15 protein-coding genes are annotated in these 16,214 nt (G+C 69.9%); 4 read left to right on the forward strand and 11 right to left on the reverse strand.

The window, feature by feature from the left end:
• Positions 1-4: 4 nt before the first annotated feature.
• The 11 genes from frr to FHR56_RS16405 form a co-directional block, all read right to left on the reverse strand.
• A complete protein-coding gene (gene frr / locus FHR56_RS16355; RefSeq protein ID WP_160945795.1) occupies positions 5-562 on the reverse strand; it encodes a ribosome recycling factor in 558 nt (185 codons plus the stop codon).
• A 203-nt stretch (positions 563-765) separates the two neighbouring features.
• On the reverse strand, positions 766-1,488 hold the full coding sequence (gene pyrH / locus FHR56_RS16360) for a UMP kinase (RefSeq protein WP_160945796.1): 723 nt from the start codon (positions 1,486-1,488) through the stop codon (positions 766-768).
• An 81-nt stretch (positions 1,489-1,569) separates the two neighbouring features.
• Positions 1,570-3,063, reverse strand: coding sequence for a GGDEF domain-containing protein (locus FHR56_RS16365; RefSeq protein WP_160945797.1), 1,494 nt, complete (start codon positions 3,061-3,063; stop codon positions 1,570-1,572).
• A gap of 119 nt (positions 3,064-3,182) precedes the next feature.
• Positions 3,183-4,061: a translation elongation factor Ts gene (gene tsf / locus FHR56_RS16370; protein ID WP_160945798.1), complete on the reverse strand. Its 879-nt coding sequence runs from the start codon at positions 4,059-4,061 to the stop codon at positions 3,183-3,185.
• Between the two features lie 151 nt (positions 4,062-4,212).
• On the reverse strand, positions 4,213-5,010 hold the full coding sequence (gene rpsB / locus FHR56_RS16375; protein WP_017908839.1) for a 30S ribosomal protein S2: 798 nt from the start codon (positions 5,008-5,010) through the stop codon (positions 4,213-4,215).
• A 275-nt stretch (positions 5,011-5,285) separates the two neighbouring features.
• Positions 5,286-5,999, reverse strand: a complete 714-nt coding sequence (locus tag FHR56_RS16380) for a fimbria/pilus periplasmic chaperone (protein WP_160945799.1) — start codon at positions 5,997-5,999, stop codon at positions 5,286-5,288.
• Positions 6,000-6,016: 17 nt separating this feature from the next.
• Positions 6,017-6,337 carry a hypothetical protein gene (locus tag FHR56_RS16385; protein WP_160945800.1) on the reverse strand — a complete coding sequence of 107 codons (321 nt, stop codon included), beginning with the start codon at positions 6,335-6,337 and terminating at the stop codon, positions 6,017-6,019.
• Positions 6,338-6,418: 81 nt separating this feature from the next.
• Positions 6,419-7,441 (reverse strand): spore coat U domain-containing protein, encoded by a 1,023-nt coding sequence (locus FHR56_RS16390; RefSeq protein ID WP_160945801.1) that lies wholly within the window; start codon positions 7,439-7,441, stop codon positions 6,419-6,421.
• Positions 7,438-9,807, reverse strand: a complete 2,370-nt coding sequence (locus FHR56_RS16395; protein ID WP_184502669.1) for a fimbria/pilus outer membrane usher protein — start codon at positions 9,805-9,807, stop codon at positions 7,438-7,440. The genes FHR56_RS16390 and FHR56_RS16395 overlap by 4 nt, the downstream gene beginning before the upstream one ends.
• Positions 9,758-10,498 carry a molecular chaperone gene (locus FHR56_RS16400; protein WP_160945803.1) on the reverse strand — a complete coding sequence of 247 codons (741 nt, stop codon included), beginning with the start codon at positions 10,496-10,498 and terminating at the stop codon, positions 9,758-9,760. The genes FHR56_RS16395 and FHR56_RS16400 overlap by 50 nt, the downstream gene beginning before the upstream one ends.
• 14 nt (positions 10,499-10,512) lie before the next feature.
• On the reverse strand, positions 10,513-11,016 hold the full coding sequence (locus tag FHR56_RS16405) for a spore coat U domain-containing protein (RefSeq protein WP_019796707.1): 504 nt from the start codon (positions 11,014-11,016) through the stop codon (positions 10,513-10,515).
• Here FHR56_RS16405 and FHR56_RS16410 point away from each other — a divergent pair.
• The 4 genes from FHR56_RS16410 to dapD are packed head-to-tail and all read left to right on the forward strand — an operon-like array spanning position 11,015 to position 15,659.
• Positions 11,015-11,227 (forward strand): hypothetical protein, encoded by a 213-nt coding sequence (locus FHR56_RS16410; protein ID WP_160945804.1) that lies wholly within the window; start codon positions 11,015-11,017, stop codon positions 11,225-11,227. The genes FHR56_RS16405 and FHR56_RS16410 overlap by 2 nt on opposite strands.
• Before the next feature lie 15 nt (positions 11,228-11,242).
• Positions 11,243-12,019 carry a type I methionyl aminopeptidase gene (gene map, locus FHR56_RS16415; RefSeq protein WP_160946051.1) on the forward strand — a complete coding sequence of 259 codons (777 nt, stop codon included), beginning with the start codon at positions 11,243-11,245 and terminating at the stop codon, positions 12,017-12,019.
• Positions 12,020-12,048: 29 nt separating this feature from the next.
• Positions 12,049-14,649, forward strand: coding sequence for a [protein-PII] uridylyltransferase (locus FHR56_RS16420; RefSeq protein WP_160946050.1), 2,601 nt, complete (start codon positions 12,049-12,051; stop codon positions 14,647-14,649).
• Positions 14,649-15,659: a 2,3,4,5-tetrahydropyridine-2,6-dicarboxylate N-succinyltransferase gene (gene dapD, locus FHR56_RS16425; protein ID WP_160945805.1), complete on the forward strand. Its 1,011-nt coding sequence runs from the start codon at positions 14,649-14,651 to the stop codon at positions 15,657-15,659. Before FHR56_RS16420 ends, dapD begins: the two co-directional genes overlap by 1 nt.
• Positions 15,660-16,214 lie beyond the last annotated feature (555 nt).

The raw sequence follows: 16,214 nt of genomic DNA on the forward strand, positions 1-16,214 counted from the left end.
AGGCTCAGACCGCCATCAGTTCCTGTTCCTTGCCCTTGACCACTTCGTCCACGTCCTTGATCGCCTTGTCGGTCAGCTTCTGGATGTCCTCCTCGCTGGCGCGGGCCTCGTCCTCGGTGACCTTCTTGTCCTTCAGCAGGTCCTTGACCTGCTGGTTGGCGTCGCGGCGGATGTTGCGGATCGCGACCTTGGTGTCCTCGCCTTCGCCGTGCACGACCTTGGACAGCTCGCGGCGGCGCTCCTCGGTGAGCGCGGGCAGGTTGAGGCGGATGGTGGTGCCGGCGGTGTTCGGGGTCAGGCCCAGGTCCGAGGCCAGGATCGCCTTCTCGACCGCGCCGACCATCTGCTTTTCCCACGGGGTGATGGTCAGCGAGCGGGCATCGGCGACGGCCACGCTGGCGACCTGGCTCAGCGGCATGTCGGAGCCGTAGTAGTTGACCTTCAGGTGCTCGACCAGGGCGGTCGACGCGCGCCCGGTCCGCACCTTGATGAGCGCATGACGCAGCGCGTCGATGCTCTTGGCCATGCGGGTCTGTGCGTCTTGCTTGATTTCGTTGAGCATCGCCGGTGTCCGTGCTGAATCTGAATCGGACGATTATAGCCGGGAAAGGCGTGGGGCCGGGATTGGGGATTGGGGATTTGGGATTCGCAAAAGCCGCGCTTCAGGCGCTGTGAGATGCGGTGGCGCTCCTGCAGATGCGATGCTGCAGCGCGGAACGCTCTTGCGAATCCCTCATCCCGACTCCCCAATCCCGGGTCGAGGCATCAGCCCCGACCCTTCACCAGCGTGCCGATCTCGGCGCCGCGCAGGATCTTCAGCAGTTCGCCGGGCTGGCCCATGTTGAAGATGCGCAGCGGCAGGTCGCTGTCGCGAGCCAGGGCGAAGGCGGCGGTGTCCATCACCTCGAGGTTGCGGGCGATGACCTCGTCGTAGGTCAGGCTGTCGAAGCGCACCGCGTCGGGGTGCTTCTTCGGGTCCTTGTCGTACACGCCGTCGACCTTGGTCGCCTTCAGCAGCAGGTCGGCGCCGATCTCGATCGCGCGCAGCGCCGCGCCGGAGTCGGTGGTGAAGAAGGGATTGCCGGTGCCGGCGGCGAAGATCGCGATGCGGCCCTTTTCCAGATGGCGGATCGCGCGGCGGCGGATGAAGTCCTCGCACACGTCGTTGATCTTGATCGCGCTCATCACCCGCACCTTGGCGCCGAGCTTCTCCAGCGCGTCCTGCATCGCCAGCGCGTTGATGACGGTGGCGAGCATGCCCATGTGGTCGCCGGTGACCCGGTCCATGCCGCCGGCGGCCAGGCCGGCGCCGCGGAAGATGTTGCCGCCGCCGATCACCAGCGCCACTTCCGCGCCGGCCTGCTGGGCCTCGATCACCTCATGGGCCAGACGGTTGATGATCTTGGGGTCGATGCCGTAGTCCCCATCCCCCATCAGCGCTTCGCCGGAAAGTTTCAACAGGATGCGGCGATAGGCGAGCTGGGACATGGCGACCTCGTTGGGGGATGACGGGCAAACCACGCGATTTTAGCCGATGCGCGCCAGCGCGTCTGCGGCGCCGGGCAGGCTTCAGCGTTGCGCCTCGCCGCACGAACGCGCGGTGACGCGGTTGCGGCCGCCGTGCTTGGCGCTGTACAGCATGTCGTCGGCCGCCTGCAGCAGTTCCTGCGCGCTGTTGAAGCGCTCGCGGCCGCCCTGCGTGGCCACGCCCGCGGAGAAGCTGATGTGCAGCGGTCCCTGCCTGGTCTCGGCCATCGGCCGCTGCGCGATCTCGGACAGGATGCGTCGCATTACCCCGAGCGCGGCTTCCTCGCCGGTATTGGGCAGCAGCACCAGGAACTCCTCGCCGCCGAAGCGCGCCACGATGTCGCTGCTGCGCACCAGCGGCTGCAGGGCCTGGGCGAACGCGCGCAGCACCTGGTCGCCGACCAGGTGGCCGTGGGCGTCGTTGATCTTCTTGAAGTCGTCCAGGTCGATGAAGGCCACCGACAGCGGCCAGTCGTGACGGTTGGCCAGTTCGAACTGCTGCTGCAGCAGGGTGTCCAGCTGGTGCCGGTTGAACACGCCGGTGAGGGCGTCGCGGCTGGCCTGCTCGGCCAGGCGCCGCGCATGCTGCTCGTACTCGTCGGCGCGCTGGCGTACGCGGTTGGCTTCCTGCACGTCGCGCAGATTGCGCAGCACCATCAGCTCGCGGGCGTGGCTGATGATCGCGTCGACCCGCTCCGGCTGCGCGATGCGCACGTCGAAGATGGGGCTGACTGCTGGCAGCGCCTCGGCGATATGGCCGATCACTTCGTCGAAGCGGCGGCTGTCCAGCTGCAGGTCGCGATAGGCGCGCTGCATGGCGTGGCTGCGTGCGGCTTCGGTGTCCTCGCTGAGCCAGATGTCGGCAATCGACCCGGACAGGCGCACGCAGATGTCGAAGGGTTCGCTCGTCTCGGCGTCGCTGCCGTTGCCGATGCTGCGCTGCAGGTAGCCGGGCAGCTTCCATTTCTTCGCCAGCCAGGCGCCGACCTCGGCGCGGTCGGCGCCCAGGTGTTCGCGCTCCAGGGCGCTCAGCCGCTGCGGATCGCCTTCGGCCTCCTGCAGCAGTGCCGCGTACCGGTCGTGGCAGACGTGCAGCAGGGCCAGCGCGCCCATGTCCTGCAGCAGGCCGGCCAGCATCAGCTCCTCGTGCTTGCGCAGCCCAGCGGCCTGGCCGAGCAGGCGACTGGCCAGGGCGGCCAGCACGCTGCGCCGCCACAGCCGTTCCTGCGGCGCACTGGCGTCGCCACGCAGGCTCTGCACCATCGAAAAGCCCAGCGCCAGGCTCAGCGCGGCGTTCAGTCCGAGCATGGTCAGTGCCTGGCCGAGGTTGTCGATGCGCCGGCGGCTGGCGTACAGCGGGGAATTGGCGATGCGCAGCATCCGCGCGCTCAGCGCCATGTCCATGGCGATGGCGTCGGCGGTGGCCGCCAGATCCACGTCCGCGTCCTGCGCCAGCTCGATGATGCGCAAGGCAATGCCGGGAGGCGAGGGCAGGTCGCGGGAGTGGCTCAGGATCGCTTCGAGTTCAGGATGCATGCACTTCCGATACGGCATGGAATAAGAGATGGGGCAGCGGCCTGTCCCAGCCCGCGCAGCGTACACCCGCAAAAAAAAAGCCGCGACAGTGCGCGGCTCTTTTCTTCCCGGGTGCGGGATCAGGCCAGGCCGGCCTGCTTCATCACTTCGGCGGCGTAGTCTTCCACCACCTTCTCGATGCCTTCGCCCACCGCCAGGCGCTGGAAGCCGACCACGTCGGCGCCGGCGGCCTTCACCGCCTGCTCCACGGTCTGGTCGGTGTTCAGCACGTAGGGCTGGCCGTACAGGGTGACTTCGTTGACGATCTTGGCGATCTTGCCGCTGATGATCTTCTCCAGGATGTCGGCCGGCTTGGCCTTGTCCTTCTCGGACATCTTGGCCAGCTCGATTTCCTTTTCCTTGGCCACGAACTCGGCCGGGACGTCGGACGCCTTGACGTGCGGCGGGTTCATCGCCGCGATGTGCATGGCGATGCCGCGGGCCAGGTCGGCGTCGCCGCCCTTGACCTCGACCAGCACGCCGATGCGGCCGCCGTGCACGTAGGCGGCGACGTTGTTGGCGCTGTCGATGCGCACCAGGCGGCGCACCTGCACGTTCTCGCCGACCTTGGCGATGACCGCGGCACGGGCTTCCTCGACGGTCTCACCGCTGGGCAGCTTGGCGCTCTTCAGCGCTTCGACGTCGGCGGCGCTGGAAGCCAGGGCGGCCTGGACCACGGCATCGGTGAAGGCCAGGAAGTTGTTGTCCTTGGCGACGAAGTCGGTCTCGGAGTTGATTTCGACCAGGACCGCCTTGCCGCCGTCCTGGGCCATCGCGATGCGGCCTTCGGCGGCGACGCGGTCGGCCTTCTTGTCGGCCTTGGCCAGGCCCGACTTGCGCAGCCACTCGGCGGCGTTGTCGATGTTGCCGGCGTTCTCGGTGAGTGCCTTCTTGCACTCCATCATGCCGGCGCCGGTGCGCTCGCGCAGTTCCTTGACCAGGGAAGCAGTGATTTCCACGGGATGTCCTCACGAAAGGTGGGAAAAGGCCGGCTTGCGGCCGGCCGGTAGATCTGGGAAGCGGGCGCCGCAGGCGGCGCTCGCGAAGCCGGGCGCGCCGAACGCGCCGGGCAGCGGCTGCGCATGATCGCGCAGCCGCATGGCGCGCCGGTTACTCGGCGGCGGGAGCGGTCTCTTCGGCCTTCTTGCCGTTCTTGCGCGGGCCGCGGCCCTTGTCGTCGCCGCCCTCGGCGAACTCTTCCTCGCGCACGCTGGCGGCGTTCGGCGCAGCGGCCTTGCCTTCCAGCACGGCGTCGGCGGCGGCACGGGCGTACAGCTGCACGGCGCGGATGGCGTCGTCGTTGCCCGGGATGGCGTAGTCCACCAGGTCCGGGTTGTAGTTGGTGTCGACCACCGCGATCACCGGGATGCCGAGCTTCTTGGCTTCCTTGATGGCGATGTCTTCATGGCCGATGTCGATGACGAACAGGGCGTCGGGCAGGCGGTTCATTTCCTTGATGCCGCCCAGCGAGGCTTCCAGCTTGTCGCGCTCGCGGCGCAGGGTCAGCACTTCGTGCTTGACCAGCTTGTCGAAGGTGCCGTCGGTTTCGGCCGCTTCCAGCTCCTTCAGGCGCGCCACCGACTGCTTGACGGTGCGGAAGTTGGTCAGCGTGCCACCCAGCCAGCGCTGGGTCATGAACGGCTGGCCGCAACGCTCGGCTTCTTCCTTCACCGCGTCGCGGGCGCTGCGCTTGGTGCCCAGGAACAGGATGGTGCCGCGCTTCTGCGCGACGCTGGAGATGAAGTTCATCGCGTCGTTGAACAGCGGAACCGTCTTCTCGAGGTTGATGATGTGGATCTTGCCGCGCGCGCCGAAGATGTACGGCGCCATCTTGGGGTTCCAGTAGCGGGTCTGGTGGCCGAAGTGGACGCCGGCTTCCAGCATCTGACGCATGGTGACCTGGGGCATTGCAGTGACTCCTGATGGGGAACCGGCCGTGCGCGGGCAGGGATGGGTGAAGCGCGCGCATGACGGCGGCCTTGCGGGCCGCACGACGATTCCGGGGTTGGGCCTCCCTGCCGCCTCCGTGGCCGAACTCCTCGCGGAGCACCCCGGCACGGGCGATGGCGGCAGGTGTGAATTCGCCGGTGCGTCCGGCGTGGACGGTCCATCGGCCGATGACAGGCACGACGAAGCCGCGCACTATACCTGGCGGGGGGCGGTGGCGCAATGCGCCGGGCGGCTCATTCGGCCGGCAGCGGCTGCAGCGGCGCTTGGTCGTCCAGCCGCGCCGCGAAGCGGCCGCCGGGGGCGGCTGCGGCGGCCGGCAGCGGCCAGCGCTTGTAGGCGCCCGCCAGGATGTAGCCGGCGAGGCTGGGGAACAGGGTCTGGGTGCGGCCGTCGGCGCCGATGAAGCTCAGGTCGCTGAGCCGGGCATGGGCGCTGCCGCGGTTGTGCACCACCAGTTCCGGCCCGCGCGCGCCGGTGATCAGGTGGGCACTGAGGCGCGGCGCGGCTGCCGGGTCCGCTGGGCGAAGGAACACCGGCGTGGAATAGCGCAGCAGCAGGGGCGCGGCTGGCGTGGCGGGTGCAGGCGCTGCGGCGTCGGGCGGCGCGGCGCGTTCCTCCAGCACCAGGCGGTAGGCGCGCTCGGTGGCGGCGCCGGGGCCGGTGCGCACCAGTCGCAGCAGTTGCCGCCCCTGCGCCGGGATGTCGATCGATTGCGGGCTGGTACGCACCTCGTCGGTGCTGTCCAGCGCGTCCATCCCGTCGCTCTGCTGCCAGCGGTACACCTGGACCTGTGCCTGCCAGGGGCGGTCCTGGGTGTTGTTCAGCCAGATCTCGGTGCTGGTCTCCTCCGGCGCCAGTTGCACCAGGGTCGGACTGATGCGCACGCCAGCCGCTTCGGCGCTGCCGGCCAGCGCCAGCAGCAGCGCCGGCAGCAGGCGCGTGCGCAATCGGCGGGCACCGCCCACTAGAACGCGACCGTGGCGTAGCGCGCCGTGTCGCGCGGCGCGGCGCCGGTCGTGGACAGGCCCAACGCGAGCGCGGTCCCGGCACTGGGCACGGGCGCGCCATCGATGCTGACCTGGTAGGCCAGCGGGCGGTTGCAGGCGATCGTCGGCAGCGTCCCCGGCTGGGCACCGACGGCGGTGCCGATCTCGCAACTGCGCTCGATGCGGATGCCGATCCGCAACGTGGCGCTGCCGCTGGCGACCGTGGGCTGCGCCGCCGCGTCGACGCCGGCCACGCACAGGCTCGCCAACAGCAGCGGTCGTAGAAACGGCAGGCGCATCGATCGGGGCTCCGAAGTAGACACAATCGATAACGGCTCCCATCCCGGCAACTTGACCCGCGTCGCGGCCCCGTTCAGGACTCAGTAGGTGACGGTGACCTTGACCACGTCGCTGTAGCTCCCCGGGGCCGGGGTCTGCTGGGCCGGCACCTGGCCATACAGGGTCAGCGACTGCGCGCTGCCGGTCCCGGTGCCGGTCTGGGTGTCGGTGTTCAGGGTGCTGCCCCAGCGCTGGGTGCGCGCAGCGTCGCGGTACAGCTCGTAGGTCAGGTACTGGCCGCTGGCGCTGCGCATGCGCCGCACCGTGCCGCTGGCGTTCTGGCCGTTGTCCAGGCTGACCTGCCAGGCGGTGCGGTAGCGGCAGTTCATGCTGAGCGCGGTGGTGTAGTTCAGTGGCGTGTCGATCAGGCCCGCCTGGGTGCCGAAATCCAGGTCGGCGATGCTGGCGATGGTGCAGGTCGGCGCGGCGGTGGCGCTGGCCACGAACGGGAACTGCACCGAGGTGCCGCCGCCCTTGCCGCCGGTGGTGCAGGAGGTGGGTATCACCGCGGGGTTGCCGATCAGCGGTTCGTCATAGCGGTACTGCAGGTTGGTGTACACCCCGCTGAAACTGTTCTGGTACAGCCCGGTGGCGATGCCGCTTTGCAGCGGCACCCGCGCGTAGAGGGTGTAGGTGGCGGTGCCGCTGCCGCCGGTCGCCAGCGACGAGTAGGTCAGGTCCACCTGCAGCGGCGTGGAGCCGCTCAGCGTGCTGCCCCAGATCAGGCTGCGCGCGCTGTCGCGATAGAGCTGGAAGCCGAGGCTGTCGTTGAGCGGGTTGAGCATGCGCCGCGGGGTGATGCCGAGACCGCCGCCTTGCGCGCCTTCGTCGATGTTCAGGCACATGCGCACGTAGATGGTGCCCAGCACGCTGATCGCGCCGGTCTGGCAGGTGACCACGATCTGTGCGGTGGCATCGGTGGCGGCGCTGTCGGAGAGCGTACCGAAGCTCAGTGCCGTGGCCTGCGCGGTACAGGTGGTGGTGGCCGCGGCGCGCGATGGCAGCAACGCCGTGGCCGCCAGCAGCAGGGCAGGCAGCAGCAGGCGCCAGACGCGCGCGCTCACGGCGTGGTCTCCGGCAGGCAGCGCAGCGGGCCCAGCCGAGTGGGCGGCGCCGGTGTCGTGCGCTCGATCCGGAACCGGCAACGGCTGCCGTGCATGTCCACCTCCAGGTCGTTGCGTCCGGCGCCGAGTCCTTCTACATAAGCTTGGCCATCGTAGCCGACCACCGTGTCGACCCCGGGTCCATGCACCCGGCTGCCGACCGGGAGCGGCACGCCGTCGGCGTCGTGCAGTTGCACCAGCACGCCATCGCTGCGGCGGATCGGGAACGCCACCACCACCCCGGTGCGGTCGCGCGGCACCACGATCTGGTCGACCTGCTCCGGCCGCAAGTCCGCCGACAGGCGCATCGGATCGATCGACAGCCGGTTGTGCTGCCAGGCCAGCAGCGGCGTGACCAACAGGAAGCCGCGCGCATCGGTGCGGCCGATCGGCCGGTTCTCCAGCAACACCGGCACGTCGGCGACGCCGCCGGTGGAGACCAGGGCGAAGGCCTGGTCGAGATCGCGGCCAGGGAACCAGCCGCCACCGATCCAGGCCACGCCGCCCGAGGCCTCGGCGTAGCCGTAGGTCTGGCCGCCGGTGCTGGCGATGCCGCCGGCGTAGCGGGCGCTGGCGCCGCGCCAGCTGGCTTCGGCCAGGCCGCCGCCGCCGTCCTGCCCGCCGCGCGCCTGCAGCCGCCAGCCGCTGCCGCCGTCGGCGGCCGCCGCCTGGCTGAGGTCGGCCGTCGCACTGGTGCGCGCGCCGATGCGCTGCATGGCGACGCCGGCCTGGCGGCGGCCGCCCAGCGCCACCGACCAGCCCAGGTACACGCTGCGGTCGCTGGCCTGGTCCAGGTTCTGGTTGATGCTGAGGTTCAACGACGATTGCCGTGGCAGGGCGCGGGTCCAGAACAGGCTGGCGTAGCGCTGGTCGTCGCTGTCCGGATAGGCCAGCCGTACATAGCTCAGGGCGATGCTGCCCAGGCCGTTCCAACTGCTGCCGAACAGGGCGCGCTCGCTGATCCGCGGCGGCGCAGCGCCATAGCGCGCGGCTACGTCGCGGTAGCCGGATTGGGCGCGCTGGGTATCCAGTGCCAGGTTGAAGCGGCCGTTGTTCCAGCGGTAGCTGAGCGCATATTGCAGGCCTTGCTGGCCGGCCCCGCTGCCGTGCGCCAGCGAGGCGCCGAACACGCCGGCGCGCGGCAGCAGCCACAGCCCGCCGACGCCGGCGTTGCGCACGCCGGCCCCGGCTTCGGCATGCGCCTCGGCGGTGAAGCGCGGCCCGACGCCGCGCCGCCAGCTGGCGCTGCCGACCGTGTCGCCGGCATAGGCGAAATCGGCGACGCCGTACTCCTCGCGCACCTTGCCCAGCGCCAGCGACCAGTCGGTCAGGCCGCTGGCCAGCAGATCCTGGGTCGCATAGAACGGAAAGGCCAGCGAGCGGGTGCGGCCGTAGGCGTCGGTGATCACCACCTGGGCATTGCCGGCGCCGTCCACGCCCGGCGCGGCGGACAGCTGGAACGGCCCGGCCGGCAACTGCGCGCCGTACTGGCGGATGCCGTTGACGTACAGGTCCACACTGGACGGCACCGCCACTTCGCCGAGGAATTCCGGCAATGGGGTGATCGCGCGATACGGCTGCAGGCCGAAGTCGCTGCCGACCCGCACCCCGCCCAGGCGCAGGGTGCGGCTCCAACTGGTGCTGCTGCTGAAGGTGTCGCCCAGCACCACGCTGGTCATGCGCTCGGGCAGCGACCACTGCCACTGCGTGTCCAGGCGGATCGCCTGGGCGCGCCAGTCCTGCTGCGGCTCGCGGTACAGCCGGCCGACGAAGGACTGGCGCAGCAGGCCGTCGCCCAGGCCGAACACGCGCAGTTCGCCGCTGGCGGTGAGATTGCTGGCGCTGCCCTGGTGGCTGGCATAGAGGTCGTAGTCGAGCAGGGCGCCAGGCGAACTGGTCGCCGGCAGCGACGGCACGCCGCCGCGGGCGTCGATCCGGGTGGTGGCGACGTCGAGCAGCGCCACCGGCGCATCGATGGCCACCTGCTGCAGGCTGGCGTCGTAGCGGAAGCGCACGCCGTCCAGGTCGCCCAGGGCGATCGCCGCGGAGGCGTCGCTGCCGTCCACACGCAGGCCGAGCTGGCGCAGGGTCGCGGCACTGGCGCGCAGTTGCTCGCCCTCGCGCTGGAACTGGAACAGGCCGGGCTGGCGGGTCTGGTTCAGGGTGACCTCCAGGTACAGGGTCTCCTGCGCCGGCGCAGCGGCCTGGGCCGGGGGGAGGGTCTGGGGCTGGGCGACGGCGAGCGCGGTGGTGCCGGCCCACAGGGCCAGCAACAGCTCAAGGCGCCGCGGCGTCCACGACCAGCGATTGCGCGCGTGGCTCGCCATTGATCCTGGCCTCGAACGTTCCCTGTGTCTGCGCCAGTGCCGCCGGCAGCGGCCAGCGCTTGCGCTGGCCCGGCAGCACGTAGCCGGCCAGGCCAGCGGCGATGGCGCTGCGTTGCCCATCGCCGGCGACGAACTGCAGGTCCACCAACTGCGCGTGGCCGTTGCCCTGATTGCGCACTTCCAGCGCCGCGCCCGCGCTCTCGCGGACCACCCGCGCGCGCAGTGCCGGTGCGGTGGTCACGGCCGGCTTGAGGAACACCGGCACCGAATAGCGCAGCACGAACTGCAGCCCGGCGCTGGCGGTGCCGCTGGCGTCCTGACTGGGCAACTCGTCGACCAGGATGCGGTAGGCGTCCTCGCCGGCGCCGGGCGCGGGATCCAGGCGGATCACCCGGACCAGCTGCCGCGAATGCGGTGCCAGTTCCAGCATCGGCGGGCTGATCGCGATGCGGTCACTGGGATCGAGCACGTCCTCGCCGTCGCGCTGCTGCCAATGGAACACGCGGACCTGCGCGCGCAGCGGCACGTCGCCGCTGTTGCTCAGCCAGACGCCTTGCGCGGTCTCCTCGGCGCGCAGCGACACCGACGTCGGTGCCACCTGCAGGCTCGCCGCCACGGCCGCGCCGGCCGCCGCCAGCCACAGCGCGGCAAGCGCCGGCAGGCGCAGGAAGGAATGCAGTCGCACTTGCATGCAGGCGGCTCCGGTTACCAACTGACGGTGGCGGTGACGACGTCGCTGTATGACCCGGCAGGGTAGTTGGTGTTGGCGACCTGGCCGTAGACGGTGATCGGCTGCACCGCACCATTGCCGGTGCCGGCCTGGGTATCGGTGCCGATGGTCGAGCCCCAGTTCTGCGTGCGCGCGGCGTTGCGATACAGCGCATAGGGCACGCGCGTGGTGTTGCCGGCGGCGGCGCTGCCCATGGTGCGGGTGGTGACCGTGGCGCCGGAGCCGGAGCCGGCGTTGAGCGCGATGTTGTACGGCGTGCCGGAGGTGCAGCGCACGTTCAAGGTGCCGGTGCTGTTGATCGCGGTCTGGTTCGAATTGACGCTGCCGAAATCCACGTCGGTCGGGGCGGTCTGGATGTCGCAGACGCTGGTGATCTGGATCTTGACGTTGAAGGTGCGCGAGTCGGACTGGGCCCAGGCCAGGCCGGTGCCGGCGGCGAACAGCACGAGGAAGGCAAGCACGCGATGGAAGAGGTACATGGCAGGGTTCTTCGGTGAAGGCGGACAACCGCCGGTGCCGCTGCCGGTGCAAAATGCGGGCCAGTTCACACTTTTATGGATCTTTATCCAGATTTCACATGGGACGGAAAACACAGGAACCCGCGTTCAGCGCGATGAAAGCGGCGCCGGCGAGGCCGAGGCGCCGGAAAACCGCCAACGCGCGCGGCGCGTTCAGCCAGCGCCGGGATGAGCGATAATGACGACCATGACCGTCAATCTGAAAACTCCGCAGGACATCGAGAAGATGCGCGTGGCCGGCCGCCTGGCCGCCGAGGTACTGGACCTGATCGGCCCGTACGTGAAGCCCGGCGTCACCACCGCCGAGCTGGACCGCATCTGCCACGACCATATCGTCAAGGTGCAGGGGGCGGTGCCGGCCAACGTCGGCTACCGCGGCTTTCCGAAGACCGTGTGCACGTCGGTGAACAACGTGATCTGCCACGGCATCCCCAGCGAGAGCAAGGTCCTGAAGGACGGCGACATCGTCAACATCGACGTCACCGTGATCAAGGACGGCTGGCACGGCGACACCAGTCGCATGTACTGCGCGGGTACCCCTTCGGTGATGGCGCGGCGCCTGATCGAAGCCACCTACGAGGCGATGTGGCGCGGCATCCGCGCGGTGAAGCCGGGCGCCACGCTCGGCGACATCGGCCATGCCATCCAGCAGTACGCCGAGAGCGAGCGCTTCAGCGTGGTGCGCGAGTACTGCGGCCACGGCATCGGCAAGGTCTACCACGACGAACCGCAGGTGCTGCACTACGGCCGGCCGGGCGATGGCCTGGTGCTGAAGCCGGGCATGACCTTCACCATCGAGCCGATGATCAACGAGGGCACGCGCTACACCCGCGTGCTGCCGGACGGCTGGACCGTGGTCACCAAGGACCGCAAGCTCTCGGCGCAATGGGAGCACATGGTCGCCGTCACCGAGGATGGGGTGGAGGTGCTGACCCTGTCGCCGGGCGGTCTCGGCGAACCGTGAGCCTGCTGCCGGCCGGTGCCGATGCCGGCATGCCCGACGCCGGCGTCGATGACGCCGGCTGGGCGGCCGCGGTCCGGCAACTGCTGGTGCAGACCGATGCGCGGCTGAGCAAGCGCTTCGACCAGGGCGACGACATCGATCGCCTGCTGGCGCTGCGCGCACGCGCGCTGGACCAGTTGATCCGCCATGCCTGGAGCCGCTGCGTGCCGCGCGAGGCCGGGCTGGCGCTGTTCGCGGTCGGCGGCTACGGCCGCGGCGAACTGTTCCCGCGCTCGGACATCGACCTGCTGGTCTTCGGCGAGCTCGATCCTGCGTACGAACCGGCGCTGGCGCGGCTGTTCCCGCTGCTGTGGGACGCGGGCGTCCCGGTGAGCCATGCGGTGCGCTCGGCCGCGCAGTGCACGGCGGCCTGCGCCGACCAGACCGTGCTGACCGCGCTGATCGAGGCGCGCCCGCTGCAGGCCGACGCCGCGGCCAAGGCGGCGCTGGCGGCCGCCATCGCGCCGCCGCGGGTGTGGCCGCCGCGCGAATTCTTCATGGCCAAGCGCGAGGAACTGCAGGCCCGCCACCAGCGCTTCGGCGATACCGCCGACAACCTGGAGCCGGACATCAAGGACGGCCCCGGCGGCCTGCGCGACCTGCACACGCTGGGCTGGATGGCGCTGCGCGCGTTCGGCGTGCGCGACCTGGAGCCGTTGATCGGGCTGGGCCACGTCGGCGGCGACGAAGCCGCCGCGCTGCGCCGCGAGCGCCGCGAGCTGGCGCGCTTGCGCTACGGGCTGCACCTGGTCGCCAATCGCACGGAAGAGCGCCTGCGCTTCGATTACCAGAAGACCCTGGCGCAGCGCCTGGGCTTCTCCGACGACCCCGAGAGCCTGGGCGTGGAGAAGATGATGCAGCGCTTCTACCGCAGCGCGGCGATCGTGCGCCGGCTCAGCGACCGCTTGCTGCAGCGCTTCGAGGAGCAGTTCGACGGCGAGGCGCAACCGCAGCCGCTGGACGGCGGTTTCTCGCTGCGCCGCGGCTACCTGGCCGCCGACGACGAACGCTGGCCGCAGGCCGATCCGGTGCAGGTGTTCGCGCTGTTCGCCACATGGGCCGCGCACGGCGAGATCCGCGGCCTGCATTCGCTGACCGCGCGCGCGCTGGCAGAGGCGCTGCCGCATCTGCCGGCCTACGCCGACGCCAGCCCGACCGCGCGCGAGCGCTTCCTGGCGCTGTTGCGCGGCCCGCGCGCGGTGCAGACGCTGACCCGGATGGCGCGGCTGGGCGTGCTCGGGCAGTGGATCCCGGCGTTCGCGCAGGTCTCCGGGCGCATGCAGTTCGACCTGTTCCATGTGTACACGGTCGACCAGCACACGTTGATGGTGCTGAAGAACATGGCGGTGTTCGCCAACGCGCGCGCCGACGAACGCTTCTCGATCGCGCATGAAGTCTGGCCACGGCTGCGCAAGCCGGAACTGCTGCTGCTGGCCGGCCTGTTCCACGACATCGCCAAGGGCCGCGGCGGCGACCATTCGGAACTGGGCGCGGTGGATGCGCGCGCGTTCTGTGCCGCGCATGCGCTCAGCGCCGCCGACACCGACCTGGTCGCCTGGCTGGTCGAGCAGCACCTGCGCATGTCGGTGACCGCGCAGAAGCAGGACATCGCCGATCCGGAGGTGATCCATCGCTTCGCCAGCCTGGTCGGCGATCGCGAGCGGCTGGACTATCTGTATCTGCTCACCTGCGCCGACATCGCCGGCACCAGCCCCAAGCTGTGGAACGCATGGAAGGACCGGCTGCTGGCCGATCTGTACTTCGCTACGCGCCGCGCCCTGCGCGAGGGCCTGGAGCATCCATTGCCGATCGCCGAGCGCCTGCAGGAGGCGCGCGAAGCCACGCGCGCGCTGATGCACCTGCAGGGCCACGACGACGTCACCATCGATCGCCAGTTCGCCGGCATGCCCGACGAGAGTTTCCTGCGCTTCCGTCCCGAGCAATTGGCCTGGCAGGCCACCTCGCTGATGGAGGTGGAACTGGGCGGCACACTGGTCAAGGTGCGTCCGGTCACCCCCGACGACGCGGCGCTGGAAGTGTTCGTGTACTCGCCGGATCGCGACGGCCTGTTCGCCGCGATCGTGATGACCCTGGACCGGCTCGGCTACGGCATCCACCGCGCGCGCGTGCTCGATGCCCCGCACGAGGCGATCTTCGATACCTTCGAGGTGATGCCCGCCGATGCCTTCGCCAGCGGCGACCTGGTGCAACTGCAGGCCGCGCTGCGCGAGGCGCTGGCCGGCGACCTGGCGCGCCTGCGCCCGGCGCGGCGGGTGATGCCGCGGCAGTTGCGGCATTTCCGCTTCGCCCCGCGCATCGAATTCCGCGAGAGCCTCGACGGCCGCCCGACCCGGCTCAGCCTGGTCGCGCCGGACCGGCCCGGGCTGCTGTCGGACGTGGCCCAGGTGCTGCGCCGGCATCACCTGCGTGTGCACGACGCGCGCATCGCCACCTTCGGCGAGCGCGCCGAGGACCTGTTCCACATCACCGACGAGCACAACCTGCCGTTGCCCGACGCCTCCCGCCAGGCGCTGCAGGCCGCGCTGCAGGCCTGTCTGGACCCCGATACCCCGCCTGGAGACCCCCGCTGATGGCCACCAAGAAGCCTGCCGCCAAGACGCCCGCTGCCAAGACGGCGGCCACGAAGAAGCCGGCACCCAAGACGCCGGCCAAGCCGGCTGCCGCGAAGCCTGCGGCGCCGACCGCGGCAGCCAAGCCCGCCAAGCCCGTGCCGAAGCCGCTGCGCGCCAAGCCGGCCTCCCTTCCCAGCGCCGACGAGCTGAAGTTCACCATCGACAGCGCCTTCGAGCGCCGCGCCACGCTGACCCTGGACGAGATCGAGGGCTCGACCCGGCCGGTGGTCAACCGCATCATCGATGGCCTGGAAAGCGGGGAGTTCCGCGTCGCCGAGCCGGACGGGCACGGCGGCTGGAAGGTCAACGAGTGGCTGAAGAAGGCGGTGCTGCTGTACTTCCGGGTCAACGAGATGGCAGTGGTGGAAGCGCAGCCGGCGCCGTTCTGGGACAAGGTGGAAGCGCGCTTCGCCGGCTACCACGAAGCCGAGTTCCGCAAGGCCGGGGTGCGCGTGGTGCCGGGCGCGGTGGCGCGCCGCGGCAGCTATTTCGGCAAGGACGTGGTGCTGATGCCGAGCTTCACCAACATCGGCGCGCACGTGGGCGAGGGCACCATGGTCGACACCTGGGCCACGGTCGGTTCCTGCGCGCAGATCGGCAAGCATTGCCATCTGTCCGGCGGCGCCGGCATCGGCGGCGTGCTCGAGCCGCTGCAGGCCAGCCCGACCATCATCGAGGACCATTGCTTCATCGGTGCGCGCTCGGAGGTGGTGGAGGGCGTGGTGGTCGGCCACCACAGCGTGATCGGCATGGGCGTGTTCCTGGGCCAGAGCACGCGCATCTACAACCGCGCCACCGGCGAGATCTCCTACGGCTACGTGCCGCCGTACAGCGTGGTGGTGTCCGGGCAGTTGCCGTCCAAGGACGGCTCGCACTCGCTGTACTGCGCGGTGATCGTCAAGCAGGTCGATGCCAAGACTCGGAGCAAGACCAGCGTCAACGATTTGCTGCGTGGGTTGGCTGACTGAGGATGGTGAGACCGGGGCAACCCCGGTCTCGCTTTGGTGTGCTGCTTCCTGTCGACTTCGTGGTCAGGTGGGGGCCTTTGTGTGTTGCGCGGTTATTGTGCGTGTTGGTGTCTGGTGCATAGGGCGTGACATTCGCGGAGACGAGCTGCCCCGCGGCACCGCATTGCGTTGACGTTGAAGCCGCTTTATATGCCTTGAGCTTCAGGAAGCAGCAAAGGCTTTCGCCCTTGCGGGCGAGTTACTTTGATCAGCCTTCGGCTGCTGAGAAGCGCTTCTTTGCTCGTGCAAAGAAAAGTAACCAAGAGAAGTGCTTCACCACAGCCGAAGGCTGGTCAAGCGCGCCCTGCCTTGCGCCCTCCGCGCTACGCGCTCCGGGTCCGCGGATGCACCGGGGATTCGCGGAAGGGGCTTGGCTGCGTTGCAGCCAAGTCCGGGGCAGTCGCCTCACGGCGCCGGCCCGCCCGCTGGGGCGAAGCAGTGCTTCGCCTTCTCCCGGCGAGCCCTGCCCCTGCCGCGAACGGCGCACATCCCTGTGCGCCGCCCTTCGGGTGTTTC

The sequence above is a fragment of the Xanthomonas sp. F10 genome (genome assembly GCF_014206815.1).
GTDB lineage: Bacteria > Pseudomonadota > Gammaproteobacteria > Xanthomonadales > Xanthomonadaceae > Xanthomonas_A > Xanthomonas_A indica.

Bases quoted from the DNA above. Each gene is read 5' to 3' on its own strand.
- pyrH (WP_160945796.1), bottom strand. From the start codon at position 1,488: ATGTCCCAGCTCGCCTATCGCCGCATCCTGTTGAAACTTTCCGGCGAA.
- FHR56_RS16395 (WP_184502669.1), bottom strand. From the start codon at position 9,807: ATGGCGAGCCACGCGCGCAATCGCTGGTCGTGGACGCCGCGGCGCCTT.
- FHR56_RS16365 (WP_160945797.1), bottom strand. From the start codon at position 3,063: ATGCATCCTGAACTCGAAGCGATCCTGAGCCACTCCCGCGACCTGCCC.
- FHR56_RS16410 (WP_160945804.1), top strand. From the start codon at position 11,015: ATGGCAGGGTTCTTCGGTGAAGGCGGACAACCGCCGGTGCCGCTGCCG.
- rpsB (WP_017908839.1), bottom strand. From the start codon at position 5,010: ATGCCCCAGGTCACCATGCGTCAGATGCTGGAAGCCGGCGTCCACTTC.
- dapD (WP_160945805.1), top strand. From the start codon at position 14,649: ATGGCCACCAAGAAGCCTGCCGCCAAGACGCCCGCTGCCAAGACGGCG.
- FHR56_RS16385 (WP_160945800.1), bottom strand. From the start codon at position 6,337: ATGCGCCTGCCGTTTCTACGACCGCTGCTGTTGGCGAGCCTGTGCGTG.
- FHR56_RS16400 (WP_160945803.1), bottom strand. From the start codon at position 10,498: ATGCAAGTGCGACTGCATTCCTTCCTGCGCCTGCCGGCGCTTGCCGCG.
- map (WP_160946051.1), top strand. From the start codon at position 11,243: ATGACCGTCAATCTGAAAACTCCGCAGGACATCGAGAAGATGCGCGTG.
- FHR56_RS16420 (WP_160946050.1), top strand. From the start codon at position 12,049: ATGCCCGACGCCGGCGTCGATGACGCCGGCTGGGCGGCCGCGGTCCGG.
- FHR56_RS16405 (WP_019796707.1), bottom strand. From the start codon at position 11,016: ATGTACCTCTTCCATCGCGTGCTTGCCTTCCTCGTGCTGTTCGCCGCC.
- frr (WP_160945795.1), bottom strand. From the start codon at position 562: ATGCTCAACGAAATCAAGCAAGACGCACAGACCCGCATGGCCAAGAGC.